Here is a 14347-nt window from a genome sequence, read left to right on the forward strand (position 1 = left end):
CTCGCGCTTCTGCTTCTGCTTCTGCTTCTGCTTACGCGGCCGGGCCGGCGGTCAGGGTGACGGTGACGGTCTTGGCGGCGCCGGAGCTGTCGGTGTAGCCGACCACGACCTTGTCGCCGACGGAGTGCGACTGCACGGCCGCGGTGAGCTCGTCCGAGGTGGTGACCGTCTTGCCGCCGAGGCTCGTGATCGTGTCGCCCTCGGCCAGGCCGGCGCTCGCGGCACCGGAACCCTTGACCGTGCCGGCGACGGCGACGCCGCCCGTGGTGCTCGCGGTGCTGCTGACCTGGACCCCGAGGAACGCGGGCAGGCCGATGGTGATCGTGCTCGAGGATTCCCCGGCCAGGATCTTCTCGGCGATCGCCTTCGCGGTGGTGATCGGGATGGCGTAGCCGGTGACGTCCGCGGTGCCCGAGGACGCTGCGGTCGCCATGCCGACGACCTCGCCCTCGCTGTCGACGACGGGGCCGCCGGAGTCGCCGGAGACGATGTTCGCCGCGATCTCGATCAGACCGGACAGCGACTCGGTCCCGGTGCCGGACTCGCTCTGCACCTGGATGTCCTGGTCGGTGGCCGTGACGGTGCCCTCGGCGGCGACGAGGTTGCCCGTGCCCTCGGCGTTGCCGACGTCGGTGACGGTGTCACCGGTGCTCGGCTCGCCGTCGTCGTCGAGCGTGACGGTGGACAGGCCGGAGGCGTCCTCGAGCTTCAGGACGGCGACGTCGTTCGTGGCGTCGGTACCGACCACGTCCGCCTTGTACTCCTTGCCGGTGGTCTCGTCGGTGACGGTGATGCTCGTGGCGCCCTGGATGACGTGGTTGTTCGTCAGGACCGTGCCGTTCGAGCTGAGGATCATGCCGGTGCCGGCCGCCTGCGAGGACTCGTCGTAGTTCAGGACGGTGTTGATCGTCACGACGCCCTTCTTCTGGGCGGCGGTCGCTGCGGTGGCGGCGGACTCGGTGCTCGTGCCGGTGCTGCCGTCGGTGCCGTTGCCCGTGGTGCCGCTGCCGTCGGTGCCGCTGCCGGTTCCGCTGCCGTCTCCGGGGACGGTGAAGCCGTTCGTGCCGTCGCTGCTGCCCGTGCCGCTGCCGGTGTCGGGCAGCGTCGTGGTGCCCTGCGACTGGCTCGACGTCGTGGTCGTGCTCTGCGAGGACAGGCCGAGGGCCGTGCCGCCGGCGGCGCCGACGATCGCGAGGGCCGCGATGCCGGAGCCGATCATCAGCCCGAGGCGACGCGGGCGCTTCGTGCTCGCTCCCGGGTGGTTCGCCGTCGCCGCGGTGTGCGCCCAGGCGTGGTGGGTGCCGGTGAGCGCCGGGCTGCCGATCAGGTACGGGCCGCGGCCGTCGGGGGAGTAGGCGTAGGGGCCGGAGCCGTCCGGGCCGTACAGGTACGGCCCGGAGCCGTCGAAGGCGTAGGCCGGACGGAGGGTGGCGGGGTCGGCGTGGGGTGCCTCCCAGCTCATCCCGTACGCCTGCTGCTGCCGCTGCTGCTGCGTGCCGTCGGTCCGGGCGGTGCCCTGCTCGTCGTGCTCGCGGTCGGCGTCGGCGGCGGGGTTCGGGGTCTCGTTCATCGGTGCTCTCCGGTCGTCCCTCGACGACCCGGGCGGGTGTCGATGGAGACCAGTACAGGCGGCGATCCAATGACGAGCCTATGAACGGACCCAGCGACTGCTCCGGGCTTGCTCGGGGGACGCCGAGTGGCCTGCCGGTTCGGTCGCCCGGGTGTCCATTAGGGTTGCCTTACTTCCCATGCGCTCCTCCACGTCCGCGCCACCGGCGCCCGCCTCCGTCTCCCGTCTGGTCGGGGCGACCGTGCTGGCCGTCGTCGTCCTCGCCGTAGCGTGCGCGCTGTCGATCGCCTACGGATCCCGGCCGATCCCGCTCCACACCGTGCTCGACACCGTCCTGCACCCGGGGCGGAACGACGAGATCGGGCTGATCGTGCTCGGCAACCGTGTCCCGCGCACCGTCGTCGGGCTCCTCGCGGGTGCCGCCCTCGGTGTCGCCGGCGCGGTGATGCAGGGCGTGACCCGCAACCCGCTCGCCGACCCGAGCGTCCTCGGCATCAACTCCGGGGCGGCCCTCGCCGTGGTCGCCGGCATCGCGCTCTTCGGGGTGAGCGGCACGGCCGCCTACCTGCCGTTCGCCTTCCTCGGTGCTGCCCTGGCCGCACTGCTCGTCTACGGGATCGCCGCCGTCGCCCGGCGCGGACTGTCGCCGGTCGGCCTCGCGCTGTCCGGTGCCGTGGTCGCCGCCGCGCTGTCGTCGATCACGACGGCGGTGCTCGTCACGAACGCGAGCCTGCTCGACCAGCTGCGGTTCTGGCAGGTGGGTGCCCTCGCCGGCAAGGACCTCGGCACCGCCGGCATCATCACGGCGCCGGTGCTGATCGGTCTCGCGATCGCGTTCGGCCTGGGCCGCTCGCTCAACACGCTCGCCCTCGGCGACGAGCTCGCGGCGTCGCTCGGGCAACGCGTCGTGCTCGTCCGGGCCGTCGGCGGACTCGTGACCGTGCTGCTCGCCGGCTCGGCCGTGGCCGCAGCGGGGCCGATCGCCTTCGTCGGGCTCGCCGTCCCGCACGCCGTCCGTCGGCTGAGCGGCCCCGACCACCGGTGGACCATCCTGCTGTCCGCGATCGTCGCGCCGGCGCTGCTGCTGGTGGCCGACGTCATCGGTCGCGTCGTGGCGTACCCGGGGGAGCTGCAGGTCGGCATCGTCACGGCCCTCATCGGTGCGCCGGTGTTCATCGCGCTCGTGCGGTCGAGGGCGGTGCGGGGCCTGTGAGTCGTGTCCGTCGGTCGGCCGGTGTCCGGCACGAGCTCGTCGGTGCCCGGCGTGAGCTCGTGGTCCTGGCGGCCGTCGTCGTCGTGCTCGTCGCGCTGGTGCTCATCGGTCTCGGGGTCGGCTCGATCCCGCTCGCCCCGGCGCAGGTGGTCGGCGCGCTGTTCGGCCAGGGCGACCGCATCTCGGACTTCGTCATCGGACAGCTGCGCGGCCCCCGGGTGTTCGGTGCGGTCCTGGTCGGCGCCAGCCTGGGGGTCGCGGGCGCCATCGTGCAGAGCGTCGTCCGCAACCCGATCGCGAGCCCGGACGTCATCGGCATCACCTCGGGTGCCAGTGCTGCGGGGCTCACCGCGATCGTGCTGTTCGGGGCGTCCGGCGTCACCCTGTTCTCGGTCGTGCTCGTCGGCGCGGTCGTGGTGTCGATCGTGATCGCCGGACTGGCCTGGCGGCGGGGGATCACCGGCAACCGCGTCGTGCTCGTCGGGATCGGCGTCTCGGCGATCTGCCTGAGCATCACGGGGTGGATGCTCACCAGCGGCACCGTCACCCAGGCCGGCACCGCGCTGCTGTGGTTGTCCGGCAGTCTGAACGCCGTCGACCGGAACCTGGTCGGCGTGCTCGGTGTCGCGTTCGTCGTGCTCTTCCTGCTGGCCCTGCTGCAGTCGTCGCGCCTGACCGTCCTGACGCTCGGCGACGAGGTCTCGGCGGCCCTCGGGCTCCGGCCGGACCGCGCGAAGGTGCTGCTGCTCCTCACCGCGGTGTGCCTGACCGCCGCTGCGGTCGCCACGGCGGGGCCGGTGTCGTTCGTCGCACTGATGGCGGCGCCGATCGCCCGTCGGCTCGTCGGCGGCGGCCGCGTCGCCCTCGGGCCGGCAGCCGCGGTGGGAGCGGCGATCACCCTCGGCAGCGACCTCATCGCCCAGTTCGCGATCCCCGGCAACGCCCTGCCCGTCGGCGTCGTGACGGGTGTCGTCGGCGCCCCGTACCTGCTCTGGTTGCTCGCGCGCGGTCGCTGAACCCGGGCCGCGCGTTCGCGCACCGCGGACGATCGTCCACAGGCCCAGTTCGGGGCTGCCGCTGGAGCCCTCCTTTCCGATACGCTGGTGGGCCAAGAGGAGGAGGTCCACCGATGCCAGATCCAGTGGTCCCGCAGCCGGACGGTCAGAAGACCCCGGAGCAGCGGCTGGTCGACACCACGTTGACCTTCAGCATGGACATGGGCGCGGCGCTCACCGCCGAGTCCGGTGTCTCAGCGGAAGAGCGCGAGGCGGTCAACGCCCTGCCGTCCGGATCGGCGCTGCTCGTCGTGCGCCGCGGTCCGAACGTGGGTGCGCGGTTCCTCCTCGACTCCGACGTCACGACGGCGGGTCGACACCCCGACGCCGACATCTTCCTCGACGACGTCACGGTGTCGCGCAAGCACGCGCAGTTCCTGCGGCACGGCACGGCGTTCACCGTCAAGGACAACGGTTCGCTCAACGGCACGTACTTCGACGGTGACCGCATCGACGAAGCACCGCTCACCGACGGGGCAGAGGTCCAGGTCGGCAAGTTCCGCCTGACGTTCTACGCGTCCCGGGTCGACCTGGCGCGCCTGGCGAACGCGTAGTGGCCGCACGGTCCGCTGCGGCCCGGGCGGGGTCAGCGGCACCGGACCTGCTCACGATCGGGCAGGTCCTCGCTCGCCTCAAGCCCGAGTTCGCGGACCTGTCGAGTTCCAAGCTGCGCTTCCTCGAAGAGCGCGAGCTCGTCACGCCGATCCGCACGGCCAGTGGGTACCGCAAGTTCTCGGCGGCCGACGTCGACCGCCTCCGGGTGATCCTCGGCCTGCAGCGCGACCACTACCTGCCGCTCAAGGTCATCAAGGACTACCTCGCCGACCTCGACGCCGGTCGCGAGCCCGTCCTGCCGGGCGGTGGGGACGCCCCGCGTCCCTCGATCCTCGGGCGCGAGCGTCGGTACACCCGCGACGAGACGGCCCGAGCGGCCGGCGCGTCCCCGATGCTCCTGGCCGACGCGGTCTCCGCATCACTGCTCCCGGCCACCGAGACCTACGGCGAGGACAGCGTGTCCGTCCTCAAGGCACTCGTCGAGCTGCAGCGGACCGGCATCGAGCCGCGGCACCTGCGCACGCTCCGCAGCACCGCCGAGCGCGAGGTCGGACTCATCGAATCCGCACTCATGCCCGTGTCCCGCCGGGGCGATGCGACGTCGCGGGCGAAGGCCACGGAACTGGCACGCGAGATCGCCGTCCAGCTCGAGGTCATCCGCTCGAGCCTCATCCGCGCGGCGATCGGTCGTCTCGACCCATGATCCGTTCCGGTGCTCCGCGGGGGCTTGTGCGTCAGTGGGTGGGGCGTATCCTCGACACGCCGGACGCGCCGAGTCGGATGTCCCGCGCGGGAGCGGTCGGAGTCGCTACCGTTGACCTCGGAACAACTCTCAACCCGTCGTTGAACCTTCGGGTGGGAGCTCGATCGTCGTGGAAGGCAAGCGCATGAGTGGGAACGACACCCCAGGCACCGAGTCGGACACGACGCGGTACGACCTCGGGCTGCTCTTCACCGACGGCCTCCCCGAGCACGACGAGCAGAACGGCTACCGCGGCACCGTCGCCGCACGTGCAGCCGGCATCTCGTACCGACAGCTCGACTACTGGGCACGCACCGAACTCGTGCAGCCCACCATCCGCGGCGCTGCCGGCTCCGGGTCGCAGCGCCTGTACGGGTTCCGCGACATCCTCGTGCTCAAGCTCGTGAAGCGCCTGCTCGACACCGGCATCTCGCTGCAGCAGATCCGCACCGCCGTGAACCAGCTCCGCGAGTCGGGCGTGTCCGACCTCGCCCAGACCACGCTGATGTCCGACGGCGCCTCGGTCTATCTGTGCACCTCGGACGACGAGGTCATCGACCTGGTGTCCCGCGGTCAGGGTGTCTTCGGCATCGCGGTCGGCAAGGTCCTGCGCGAGGTCGAGACCTCCTTGGTCGAGCTCGACGCTTCTGCAGCGGCCGACCCGTCCGACGAGCTCGCCGCGCGTCGCGCTTCCCGCGCTTCCTGACCAGGTTCTCGTCCCGCGGATCGCCCCGAGTGGTCACGCACCGTCGTGTGCGCGTCGCCGAGTGGTCACGAACCGTCGTCCGCGCGGCCGCCGGCCCACAGTTGGTGACCGCTCGGCGGACGTGAGCGGGATGTTGTGACCGTTGGGCGAGCCGGGGCCGGGCGTGTCTGCCGGGGCAGAGACGGGCCTCCTGGCAGTCGGCGCGTGGTCACTAACCGCCGTGTGAGCGTCGTCGAGTGGTCACGAACCGTCGTCCGCGCGGCGGTCGGCCGACAGTTGGTGACCGCTCGGCGGACGTGAGCAGCGCGTCGCGCCCGCGCGGCAGCGCCCTACGCGCCTACGGCACCCGAACCGTCGGCGTACGGCCCGATCTTGCCGGTCCGCATGATGCGCTCGAGCAGCTGGTCGAAGTTGCGCGCCATCTCCTGCGCGGACTCGCCGGGCCACACGTGCAGCGGCTTCGCGGCACCCTGCGCCTGCTGCAGCGAGGTGCGCTCGGGCAGCTGCGGCGACAGGACGAGCGGCCCGAACATGTCGCGGAGTTCCTTGATGCGGAACTGGTGCTCGAGCGACTGGACGCGGGCACGGTTCACGATGATGCCGAGCGGCTGCAGGCGCGGGGAGAGTCCGCGGCGGATCTCCTCGATGGCTCGCAGCGCTCGGTCGGCTGCGGCGACGGAGAACAGGCCGGGCTCGGTGACGACGGTGACGCGGTCGGACGCTGCCCACGCGGTGCGGGTCAGCGCGTTCAGCGACGGTGCGCAGTCGATGAGCACGAGCTCGTAGTCCTGCTCGACGTTGGCCAGGGCCTCTTCGAGCTTCCAGATGTCGCGGATGGAGGGGTGCGGCCCGTCGAAGTTGATCGCGGAGGGCGACCCGACCATGACGTCGATCTTGCCCTGCGAGCCCTTCGTCCACCCGGAGGGGGCGATCGCCTGACGGACGATCTTCTCCTTCGGGTTCTCGAGGACGTCGGCCACGTTGAGGTGTCCGGCGAGGTTGATGTCGAGGCCGGTGGAGACGTCGGACTGCGGGTCGAGATCCACCACCAGCGTGCGCAGTCCCTTGGCGAAGGCGGCCGAAGTCAGGCCGAGCGTCACCGTCGTCTTGCCGACACCGCCCTTGAGGGAGCTCACGCTGAGTACATGCACGATCAGCAACGTTACCGCCACTAGGGTTGTCTCACCTCAACCCGGGCTGAAAGGGACGTCGTGTTCAGCAAGATCCTCGTGGCGAACCGTGGTGAGATCGCCATCCGCGCATTCCGTGCCGCGTACGAACTGGGGGCGCGCACCGTCGCCGTCTACCCCTACGAAGACCGGAACTCCCTGCATCGCCTGAAGGCCGACGAGGCCTACCTGATCGGTGAGCGTGGCCATCCGGTCCGGGCGTACCTGGACGTCTCCGAGATCATCCGCGTGGCGCGCGAGTCGGGCGCCGACGCGATCTACCCCGGGTACGGCTTCCTGTCCGAGAACCCGGAGCTCGCCGCCGCGGCCGCGGCAGCCGGCATCACCTTCATCGGTCCGGGCGAACACGTGCTCGAGATGGCCGGCAACAAGGTGACCGCGAAGGAGCACGCGATCGCGGCCGGCGTCCCGGTCCTCGCGAGCACCCCGGCGAGTCGCGACATCGAGGAGCTCATCGCCGGCTCCGACGCAATCGGGTTCCCGGTGTTCGCCAAGGCCGTCGCCGGTGGTGGCGGTCGTGGCATGCGCCGGGTCGAGACCAAGCCCGAACTCCGTGCAGCGCTCGAAGCAGCGATGCGCGAGGCCGACAGTGCGTTCGGCGACCCGACCATGTTCCTCGAGCAGGCGGTGATCCGGCCGCGGCACATCGAGGTGCAGATCCTCGCCGACGCAACGGGCACCGAAGCGGGGACGATCCACCTGTTCGAGCGGGACTGCTCCGTGCAGCGCCGCAACCAGAAGGTCGTCGAGATCGCCCCGGCGCCGAACCTCGACCCCGCCGTCGCCCGGGCTCTGCACCGCGACGCGGTCGCCTTCGCCCGCTCGATCGGCTACGTGAACGCCGGCACCGTCGAGTTCCTGCTCGACACCGAGGGCGAGCGCGAGGGTCAGCACGTCTTCATCGAGATGAACCCGCGCATCCAGGTCGAGCACACCGTCACCGAAGAGGTCACCGACGTCGACCTGGTGCAGTCGCAGATGCGCATCGCCTCGGGCGAGTCGCTCGCCGACCTCGGCCTGTCGCAGGACACCGTCTCCGTGCACGGGGCCGCGTTGCAGACCCGCATCACGACCGAAGACCCCACGCAGGGCTTCCGGCCGGACACCGGCCGCATCACCACGTACCGCAGCCCCGGTGGCGCCGGCGTGCGCCTGGACGGCGGCACGGTCGCCACCGGTGCGCAGATCAGCCCGCACTTCGACTCGATGCTCGCCAAGATGACGTGCCGCGGACGCGACTTCCCGACTGCCGTCGCCCGTGCGAAGCGTGCCCTCGCCGAGTTCCGCATCCGCGGCGTGAGCACGAACATCCCGTTCCTGCAGGCCGTGCTCGAGGACCCCGACTTCGCCCGCGGCGACGTCTCGACGAAGTTCATCGAGGAGCGTCCGCAGCTGTTCAGCGGCCACGTGTCGAAGGACCGCGGCACCAAGGTCCTGAACTGGCTGGCCGACGTCACGGTGAACAAGCCGAACGGTGACCGGTCGCCGCTGGTCACCGACCCGAGCGCCAAGCTCCCCGCCCTCGACCTCAGCGCCCCGGTGCCCGAGGGCCAGCGCGACCTGCTGCAGGCGCAGGGTCCGGCCGAGTGGGCGAAGGCACTCCGCGCCCAGACCCGGCTCGCCGTGACGGAGACGACGATGCGGGACGCGCACCAGTCGCTGCTCGCCACCCGTGTCCGCACGAAGGACCTCGTCGCCGTCGCACCGTACGTCGCGCGGCTCACGCCGCAGCTGCTGAGCGTCGAGGCCTGGGGCGGAGCGACGTACGACGTCGCCCTCCGGTTCCTCGGCGAGGACCCGTGGGAGCGCCTGGCCTCGCTGCGCGAGGCGATGCCGAACATCCCGATCCAGATGCTGCTGCGCGGCCGCAACACGGTCGGCTACACCCCGTACCCGACCGAGGTGACGGACGCGTTCGTCGCCGAGGCCGCCGCCACGGGCGTCGACGTCTTCCGCGTGTTCGACGCGCTCAACGACGTCAGCCAGTTGCGACCGGCCCTGGAGGCAGTGCTCGCGACCGGCACGGCCGTCGCCGAAGCGGCGCTCTGCTACACCGCCGACCTCCTCGATCCTGCCGAGGACCTGTACACGTTGGACTACTACCTCCGCCTGGCGGAGCAGATGGTCGAGGCCGGCGCGCACGTCATCGGCATCAAGGACATGGCCGGCCTGCTCCGCGCCGGCGCCGCCGAGAAGCTCGTCGGCGCGCTGCGCGAGCGCTTCGACCAGCCCGTGCACGTGCACACGCACGACACCGCCGGTGGGCAGCTCGCGACGCTCCTCGCCGCCGCGCGTGCCGGTGCGGACGCGGTGGACGTCGCCTCGGCGCCGATGGCCGGCACGACGAGCCAGCCGAGCATGTCCGCGCTGGTCGCCGCCCTGGCCCACACGGAGCGCGACACCGGACTGTCCCTCGACGCGGTCGGTGACCTCGAGCCCTACTGGGAGGCGGTCCGTCGGGCCTACGCCCCGTTCGAGTCCGGGCTGCCCGGCCCGACGGGTCGGGTCTACAAGCACGAGATCCCCGGTGGTCAGCTGTCGAACCTCCGCCAGCAGGCGATCGCCCTCGGCCTGGGCGACCGGTTCGAGCAGGTCGAGGACTGGTACGCCGCGGCGAACCGGATCCTCGGACGCCCGACGAAGGTCACGCCGTCGTCGAAGGTGGTCGGTGACCTCGCGCTGCAGCTCGCCGCGGTGAACGCCGACCCGGTCGACTTCGAGCAGAACCCGGACAAGTACGACATCCCGGACTCCGTCGTCGGGTTCATGGCCGGCGAGCTCGGTGACCTGCCGGGTGGCTGGCCGGAGCCGTTCCGGACGAAGGTCCTGGCGGGCCGCGACGTCCGCCTCGAGATCACCCCGGTGCCGGACGCCGAGCGCGCGCACCTCGACGCCCAGGGGCCCGAGCGCCAGCAGGCGTTGAACCGGCTGCTGTTCCCGCAGCCCACGGCCCAGTTCGAGCGGGTGCGCGAGCAGTACGGCGACCTGTCCGTGGTGCCGACCGTCGACTACCTGTACGGGCTGCGCCCCGGGCAGGAGCACGTCGTGCCGCTCGGCAAGGGCGTCAACCTGTTCGTCGGTCTCGAGGCGATCGGCGAGGTCGACGACAAGGGCATCCGCACGGTCATGGCCACGATGAACGGGCAGCTCCGCCCGGTCTCGGTCCGCGACCGGTCGATCGAGGTCGAGACGAAGGTCGCCGAGCAGGCCGACAAGTCCGACCCGAAGCACGTCGCCGCGCCGTTCTCCGGTGTGGTGACGCTCAAGGTCGCCGTCGGTGACGTCGTCGAGGCCGGAGCGGCCGTGGCGAGCATCGAGGCGATGAAGATGGAAGCGGCCATCACGGCGCCCGTGGCGGGCACCGTCGGCCGTCTCGCGATCCCGGCGACCCAGCAGGTGGACGCCGGCGACCTCCTGGTGGTGCTGCAGTAAATTGACCGTCCGTCCCATCCGCCTGTTCGGCGACCCCGTCCTCCGTTCGCCTGCGGACCCGATCGCTCCGGCGGCACTCGGGTCGAGCGGGGTCCGCGACCTCGTGCAGGACCTGATCGACACCGTCAAGGAGCCCGGCCGCGCCGGTGTGGCCGCGCCGCAGATCGGTGTCGGACTCCGCGCGTTCTCGTACAACGTCGACGGCGAGGTCGGCTACGTCCTGAACCCCGAGGTCGTCGAGGTCTCGGGGGAGCCCGAGCTCATGGAGGAAGGGTGCCTGTCCGTTCCCGGGCTCGGCTACCCGACCCGGCGGCACCCGTACGCCAAGGTCCGTGGCGTCGACGTCGACGGCGCCGAGGTGGTGCTCGAGGGCACCGGGCTGATGGCCGAGGCGCTGCAGCACGAGGTCGACCACCTGGACGGCACCGTCTACGTGATGACGCTCGAACCAGAGGTCCGACGGCAGGCGCTGCGGGACATCCGGGCGCAGGAGTGGTTCCACTGATCCGCTGGTCATGAGTGCCTGCTCATGACACCCCCACGGGGGATTGTCGCTTTGTCCTGACGAAGAGGTACCGTATCCGCGTCGGCCTCCCACCGACGACCATCCCATCCCCCAGGACTCCCGCATGACCAGTCAGACTGACGAGCTCAGCTCGCACCGCACCCGCACCAACCGTCGTCCGGCCGACACCACGGTCGCCACCGGTTCGACCGCCGTCCTCGACGCCCCCGCGACGGAGCAGTCGCCGGAGGCCTGAGCCCCGCGCGCACCTGGCGGAATCGGGCATACCTGGTCGGAAGAAACGACCTGGTACGCCCGAAACGCCTTGGTACGCCGAGACGGCGGGACGCTACGCGCTACGCGCGGCGCGCTCGACGCTCCTCGATGACGGGCGTCGCGGTCGTCTGCACCTTCGACCCAGAGTAGATGTGGTCGATGTCGGCCGCGAAGTCGCGCAGGATGACCGACCGCTTGATCGTCAGCTTCGGCGTCAGGTGTCCGGACCCCTCCGTCAGCTCGGTGTCCAGGATCGTGAACGACCGGACCGACTCGGCTCGTGAGACCCGGCCGTTCGCGGTGTCGATCGCCTCTTGCACGGCGGTGAGCACGCGTTCGTCGTACGCAGCCTCGTGCGCGGAGAGCGCCGGGGTGATCCCGCGGCTCTCGCACCACCCCGGGAGCATCTCGCGGTCGAGCGTGACGAGGGCGGCGATGAAGGGCTTGCCCTCGCCGACGACCACGACCTGCCCGATGAGCGGGTGTTCGCGGACGCCGTCCTCGAGCGGTGCCGGTGCGACGTTCTTGCCGCTCGCGGTGACGATGAGTTCCTTGGCGCGTCCGGTCACCGTCAGGATGCCGTCGTCGTCGAGCCGTCCGAGGTCGCCCGTGCGGAACCAGCCGTCGTCGGTGAACGCCCGCTCGGTGGCCTCGTCGTTCCGCCAGTAGCGGTCGAACACGTCGACGCCGCGGATCAGGATCTCCTGGTCGTCGGCGATCCGGATCTCGACCCCGGGGAGTGCCGGTCCGACCGTCCCGATGCGCAGGTCCGCCGCGCGGTTCACGGTGGCGGGCGCGGTCGTCTCGGTGAGTCCGTAGCCCTCGAGGATGAGCACGCCGATCGAGCGGAAGAAGTGCGAGAGCCGCGGTGAGAGCGGCGCCGAGCCACTGACCGCGTACTCGGTGCGGCCACCGAGGGCGTTCCGGAGCTTCGCGTAGACGAGCTTGTCGAACAGCTTGAACTTCAGGCCGAGCACGAGTGGGACCCGACCGGCGGCCAAGGCCTCGGAGTGGGCGACCGCGGTGTCCGCAGCGGCCCGGAAGATCTTCCCCTTGCCGCCGAGGTCGGCCTTCTGCTCGGAGGCGTTGTAGATCTTCTCGAACACCCGGGGGACCGCCAGCAAGAAGGACGGCTTGAACGACGACACGGCCTGCATGAGGTCCTTCGTGTCCGGCTCGTGGCCGACCAGTACCCCGGCGGACACGGACATCGCCGCGATGAAGCGGGCGAACACGTGGGCCATCGGGATGAAGAGCAGGGTCGAGGCGCCGTCCGCGACGACCTCGGGCATCGCGACACTGGCGTTCTCGACCGTCGCGGTGAAGTTGTCGTGCCGCAGGACGCACCCCTTCGGGCGTCCGGTCGACCCGGAGGTGTAGATGATCGTCGCGTCGTCGTGGCCGTGCACCGACGCCGTCCGCGCGTCGAGTTCGTCGTCGGTGACGTCCTCGCCGAGCCGGGTCAGGTCGTCGAGCCCGCCGCCGTCGATCGTCCAGTGCTGCCCGAGGTGCGGTAGGTCCGGGGCGATCGAGGCGACCCGACGCGCGTGCTCCTCCTGCTCGACGACGATCGCGACGGCCTCGGAGTCGGAGAGGATCCACCGGACCTGGTCGGGGGAGCTCGTCTCGTAGACGGGGACGGAGACCAGTCCTGCCGTCCACACCGCGAAGTCGACGAGGGTCCACTCCAGGCGGGTGCGGGACAGGATCGCGACGTGGGCGCCGGGCTCGAGGCCGGCGGCGACGAAGCCCTTCGCGATGCCGCGGACCCGTGCGAGCACCTCGCCGGCGGTGATCGTCGTCCACGTGTCGCCGTGGCGCTGGGCCAGGATCGGACGCGACGGCGTCAGCCGGGCGCGGTCGCCGAGCAGCCGCGCTGCGGAGCCGTGGTCAGGAGCGACGGGGCCGCTCGTCGGACGCGAGGCGTGCCTCCCGGTCGGGACCTGACTGGCGCGTTCGGGTCGCTGATCGTTCACGGTGACTCCCTTGTCTGCCGGTTCGATTCGAGGGCGCCTCATCCTGCGAGGCGACACAGTCAGCATAGGACGCGTCACCGGGCGTTCCGTGAGTTCGCGGTGAACCGGTAGGCTCTTGGACCGTGCACGCCATCGGAATCGACATCGGGGGCACCAAGATCGCGGGAGCGGTCGTGACGGAACTCGGCGAGATCATCGCCGAGGACCGCGTGGCCACCAACGCTGCGGACCCGAACGCCATGCTCGACGACGTCGTCTCGATGGTCGAGCGACTCAGCTCAGGACACGAGGTCGGCGCGGTCGGCGTCGCGGCCCCGGGCTTCATCGACGCCTCGCAGTCGATCGTCTACTACACGCCGAACATCCGGTGGCGGAACGAGCCCCTGCGCCAGAAGCTGCAGCAGCGCCTCGGCGACCTGCACATCACGGTGGACAACGACGCCAACGCCGCCGGGTGGGCCGAGTTCCGCTTCGGCGCCGGCCGGCTCGTCTCCGACATGACGATGCTCACCATCGGCACCGGTGTGGGCGGCGCCATCGTGACCGAGGACCGCCTGTTCCGCGGTGGGTTCGGCACCGGCGGCGAGATCGGCCACCTGCGCATCGTGCCGAACGGTCTGCCCTGCGGCTGTGGCGCGCGTGGCTGCATCGAGCAGTACGGTTCCGGCCGTGCCCTGCAGCGGATGGCGAACGACGTCGCCGACGCCGGCGGCATCGGCTCCGCGCTGGCCGACGCGCGCGAAGCCAACGGCGGCGAGCTCGACGGACACATCGTGGGCGACCTGATCCTGGCCGACGACCCGGGTGCCCTCGCGGCGCTCCGTCGCCTCGGCCGTCACCTCGGTGAGGCCTGCGCCTCGCTGTCCGCGGTGCTCGACCCGCAGCTGTTCGTGTTCGGCGGCGGGGTCGCCAGCGCGGGGGATCGGCTGCTCGACCCGATCAAGCAGGCGTACCTCAACAACCTGCCGGCGCGTGGCTACCACCCCGAGCCGGACTTCGTGATCGCCGAGCTGGTGAACGACGCCGGAGTCGTCGGCGCCGCCGACCTGGCCCGCATCCACGCCCGCACGGCGTAACCGCGTACCGGCCCGCACGGCGTAGGGTCGCTCAGGCCCACCCCACCACCT

The 14347-nt window shown here is 71.2% G+C and carries 12 protein-coding genes; 9 read left to right on the plus strand and 3 right to left on the minus strand.

The window, feature by feature from the left end; genetic code table 11:
- Positions 1–31: 31 nt before the first annotated feature.
- The gene (locus ACIPV1_RS00575; RefSeq protein ID WP_402725564.1) at positions 32–1570 is read right to left on the minus strand and encodes a S1C family serine protease; all 1539 of its coding nucleotides are present in this window, start codon (positions 1568–1570) and stop codon (positions 32–34) included.
- 178 nt (positions 1571–1748) lie between these two features.
- On the opposite strand from ACIPV1_RS00575, the gene ACIPV1_RS00580 reads away from it, so the two are divergent.
- From ACIPV1_RS00580 to ACIPV1_RS00600, 5 genes are all read left to right on the plus strand, one after another.
- Positions 1749–2783: an iron ABC transporter permease gene (locus ACIPV1_RS00580; protein WP_123939178.1), complete on the plus strand. Its 1035-nt coding sequence runs from the start codon at positions 1749–1751 to the stop codon at positions 2781–2783.
- Positions 2780–3799 carry a FecCD family ABC transporter permease gene (locus tag ACIPV1_RS00585; RefSeq protein ID WP_402725565.1) on the plus strand — a complete coding sequence of 340 codons (1020 nt, stop codon included), beginning with the start codon at positions 2780–2782 and terminating at the stop codon, positions 3797–3799. Before ACIPV1_RS00580 ends, ACIPV1_RS00585 begins: the two co-directional genes overlap by 4 nt.
- 113 nt (positions 3800–3912) lie before the next feature.
- A complete protein-coding gene (locus tag ACIPV1_RS00590) occupies positions 3913–4392 on the plus strand; it encodes an FHA domain-containing protein (protein ID WP_123292449.1) in 480 nt (159 codons plus the stop codon).
- Entirely contained in the window at positions 4392–5096 is a 705-nt protein-coding gene (locus ACIPV1_RS00595) for a MerR family transcriptional regulator (protein ID WP_123939177.1), read from the plus strand. Before ACIPV1_RS00590 ends, ACIPV1_RS00595 begins: the two co-directional genes overlap by 1 nt.
- A 184-nt stretch (positions 5097–5280) precedes the next feature.
- Complete coding sequence (locus tag ACIPV1_RS00600) at positions 5281–5841, plus strand: MerR family transcriptional regulator (RefSeq protein ID WP_111085817.1); 561 nt, start codon at positions 5281–5283, stop codon at positions 5839–5841.
- A gap of 329 nt (positions 5842–6170) precedes the next feature.
- Here ACIPV1_RS00600 and ACIPV1_RS00605 read toward each other — a convergent pair whose 3' ends face one another.
- Entirely contained in the window at positions 6171–6992 is an 822-nt protein-coding gene (locus ACIPV1_RS00605; protein WP_123939176.1) for a ParA family protein, read from the minus strand.
- A gap of 60 nt (positions 6993–7052) precedes the next feature.
- Here ACIPV1_RS00605 and ACIPV1_RS00610 point away from each other — a divergent pair, with 60 nt between their 5' ends.
- From ACIPV1_RS00610 to ACIPV1_RS00620, 3 genes are all read left to right on the plus strand, one after another.
- Positions 7053–10463: a pyruvate carboxylase gene (locus ACIPV1_RS00610; RefSeq protein WP_402725566.1), complete on the plus strand. Its 3411-nt coding sequence runs from the start codon at positions 7053–7055 to the stop codon at positions 10461–10463.
- Between the two features lies 1 nt (position 10464).
- Positions 10465–10968, plus strand: coding sequence for a peptide deformylase (locus ACIPV1_RS00615; RefSeq protein WP_123292453.1), 504 nt, complete (start codon positions 10465–10467; stop codon positions 10966–10968).
- 124 nt (positions 10969–11092) lie between these two features.
- Complete coding sequence (locus ACIPV1_RS00620) at positions 11093–11224, plus strand: hypothetical protein (protein ID WP_260095359.1); 132 nt, start codon at positions 11093–11095, stop codon at positions 11222–11224.
- A 100-nt stretch (positions 11225–11324) separates the two neighbouring features.
- Here the strand turns inward: ACIPV1_RS00620 and ACIPV1_RS00625 are convergent, their stop codons facing one another.
- Positions 11325–13220, minus strand: a complete 1896-nt coding sequence (locus ACIPV1_RS00625; RefSeq protein WP_243650006.1) for a long-chain fatty acid--CoA ligase — start codon at positions 13218–13220, stop codon at positions 11325–11327.
- 122 nt (positions 13221–13342) lie between these two features.
- Between ACIPV1_RS00625 and ACIPV1_RS00630 the strand changes: the two genes are divergently transcribed.
- Complete coding sequence (locus tag ACIPV1_RS00630; RefSeq protein ID WP_111085799.1) at positions 13343–14296, plus strand: ROK family glucokinase; 954 nt, start codon at positions 13343–13345, stop codon at positions 14294–14296.
- Positions 14297–14347: the final 51 nt, after the last annotated feature.

It is taken from the genome of Curtobacterium sp. NPDC089991 (genome assembly GCF_044748425.1).
In the GTDB taxonomy this organism is placed as follows: Bacteria; Actinomycetota; Actinomycetes; order Actinomycetales; family Microbacteriaceae; genus Curtobacterium.

What these genes read in the sequence shown, in the direction of transcription:
- ACIPV1_RS00575 (WP_402725564.1), bottom strand. Translation starts at nt 1,570, where the DNA reads ATGAACGAGACCCCGAACCCCGCCGCCGACGCCGACCGCGAGCACGAC.
- ACIPV1_RS00580 (WP_123939178.1), top strand. Translation starts at nt 1,749, where the DNA reads ATGCGCTCCTCCACGTCCGCGCCACCGGCGCCCGCCTCCGTCTCCCGT.
- ACIPV1_RS00590 (WP_123292449.1), top strand. Translation starts at nt 3,913, where the DNA reads ATGCCAGATCCAGTGGTCCCGCAGCCGGACGGTCAGAAGACCCCGGAG.
- ACIPV1_RS00600 (WP_111085817.1), top strand. Translation starts at nt 5,281, where the DNA reads ATGAGTGGGAACGACACCCCAGGCACCGAGTCGGACACGACGCGGTAC.
- ACIPV1_RS00620 (WP_260095359.1), top strand. Translation starts at nt 11,093, where the DNA reads ATGACCAGTCAGACTGACGAGCTCAGCTCGCACCGCACCCGCACCAAC.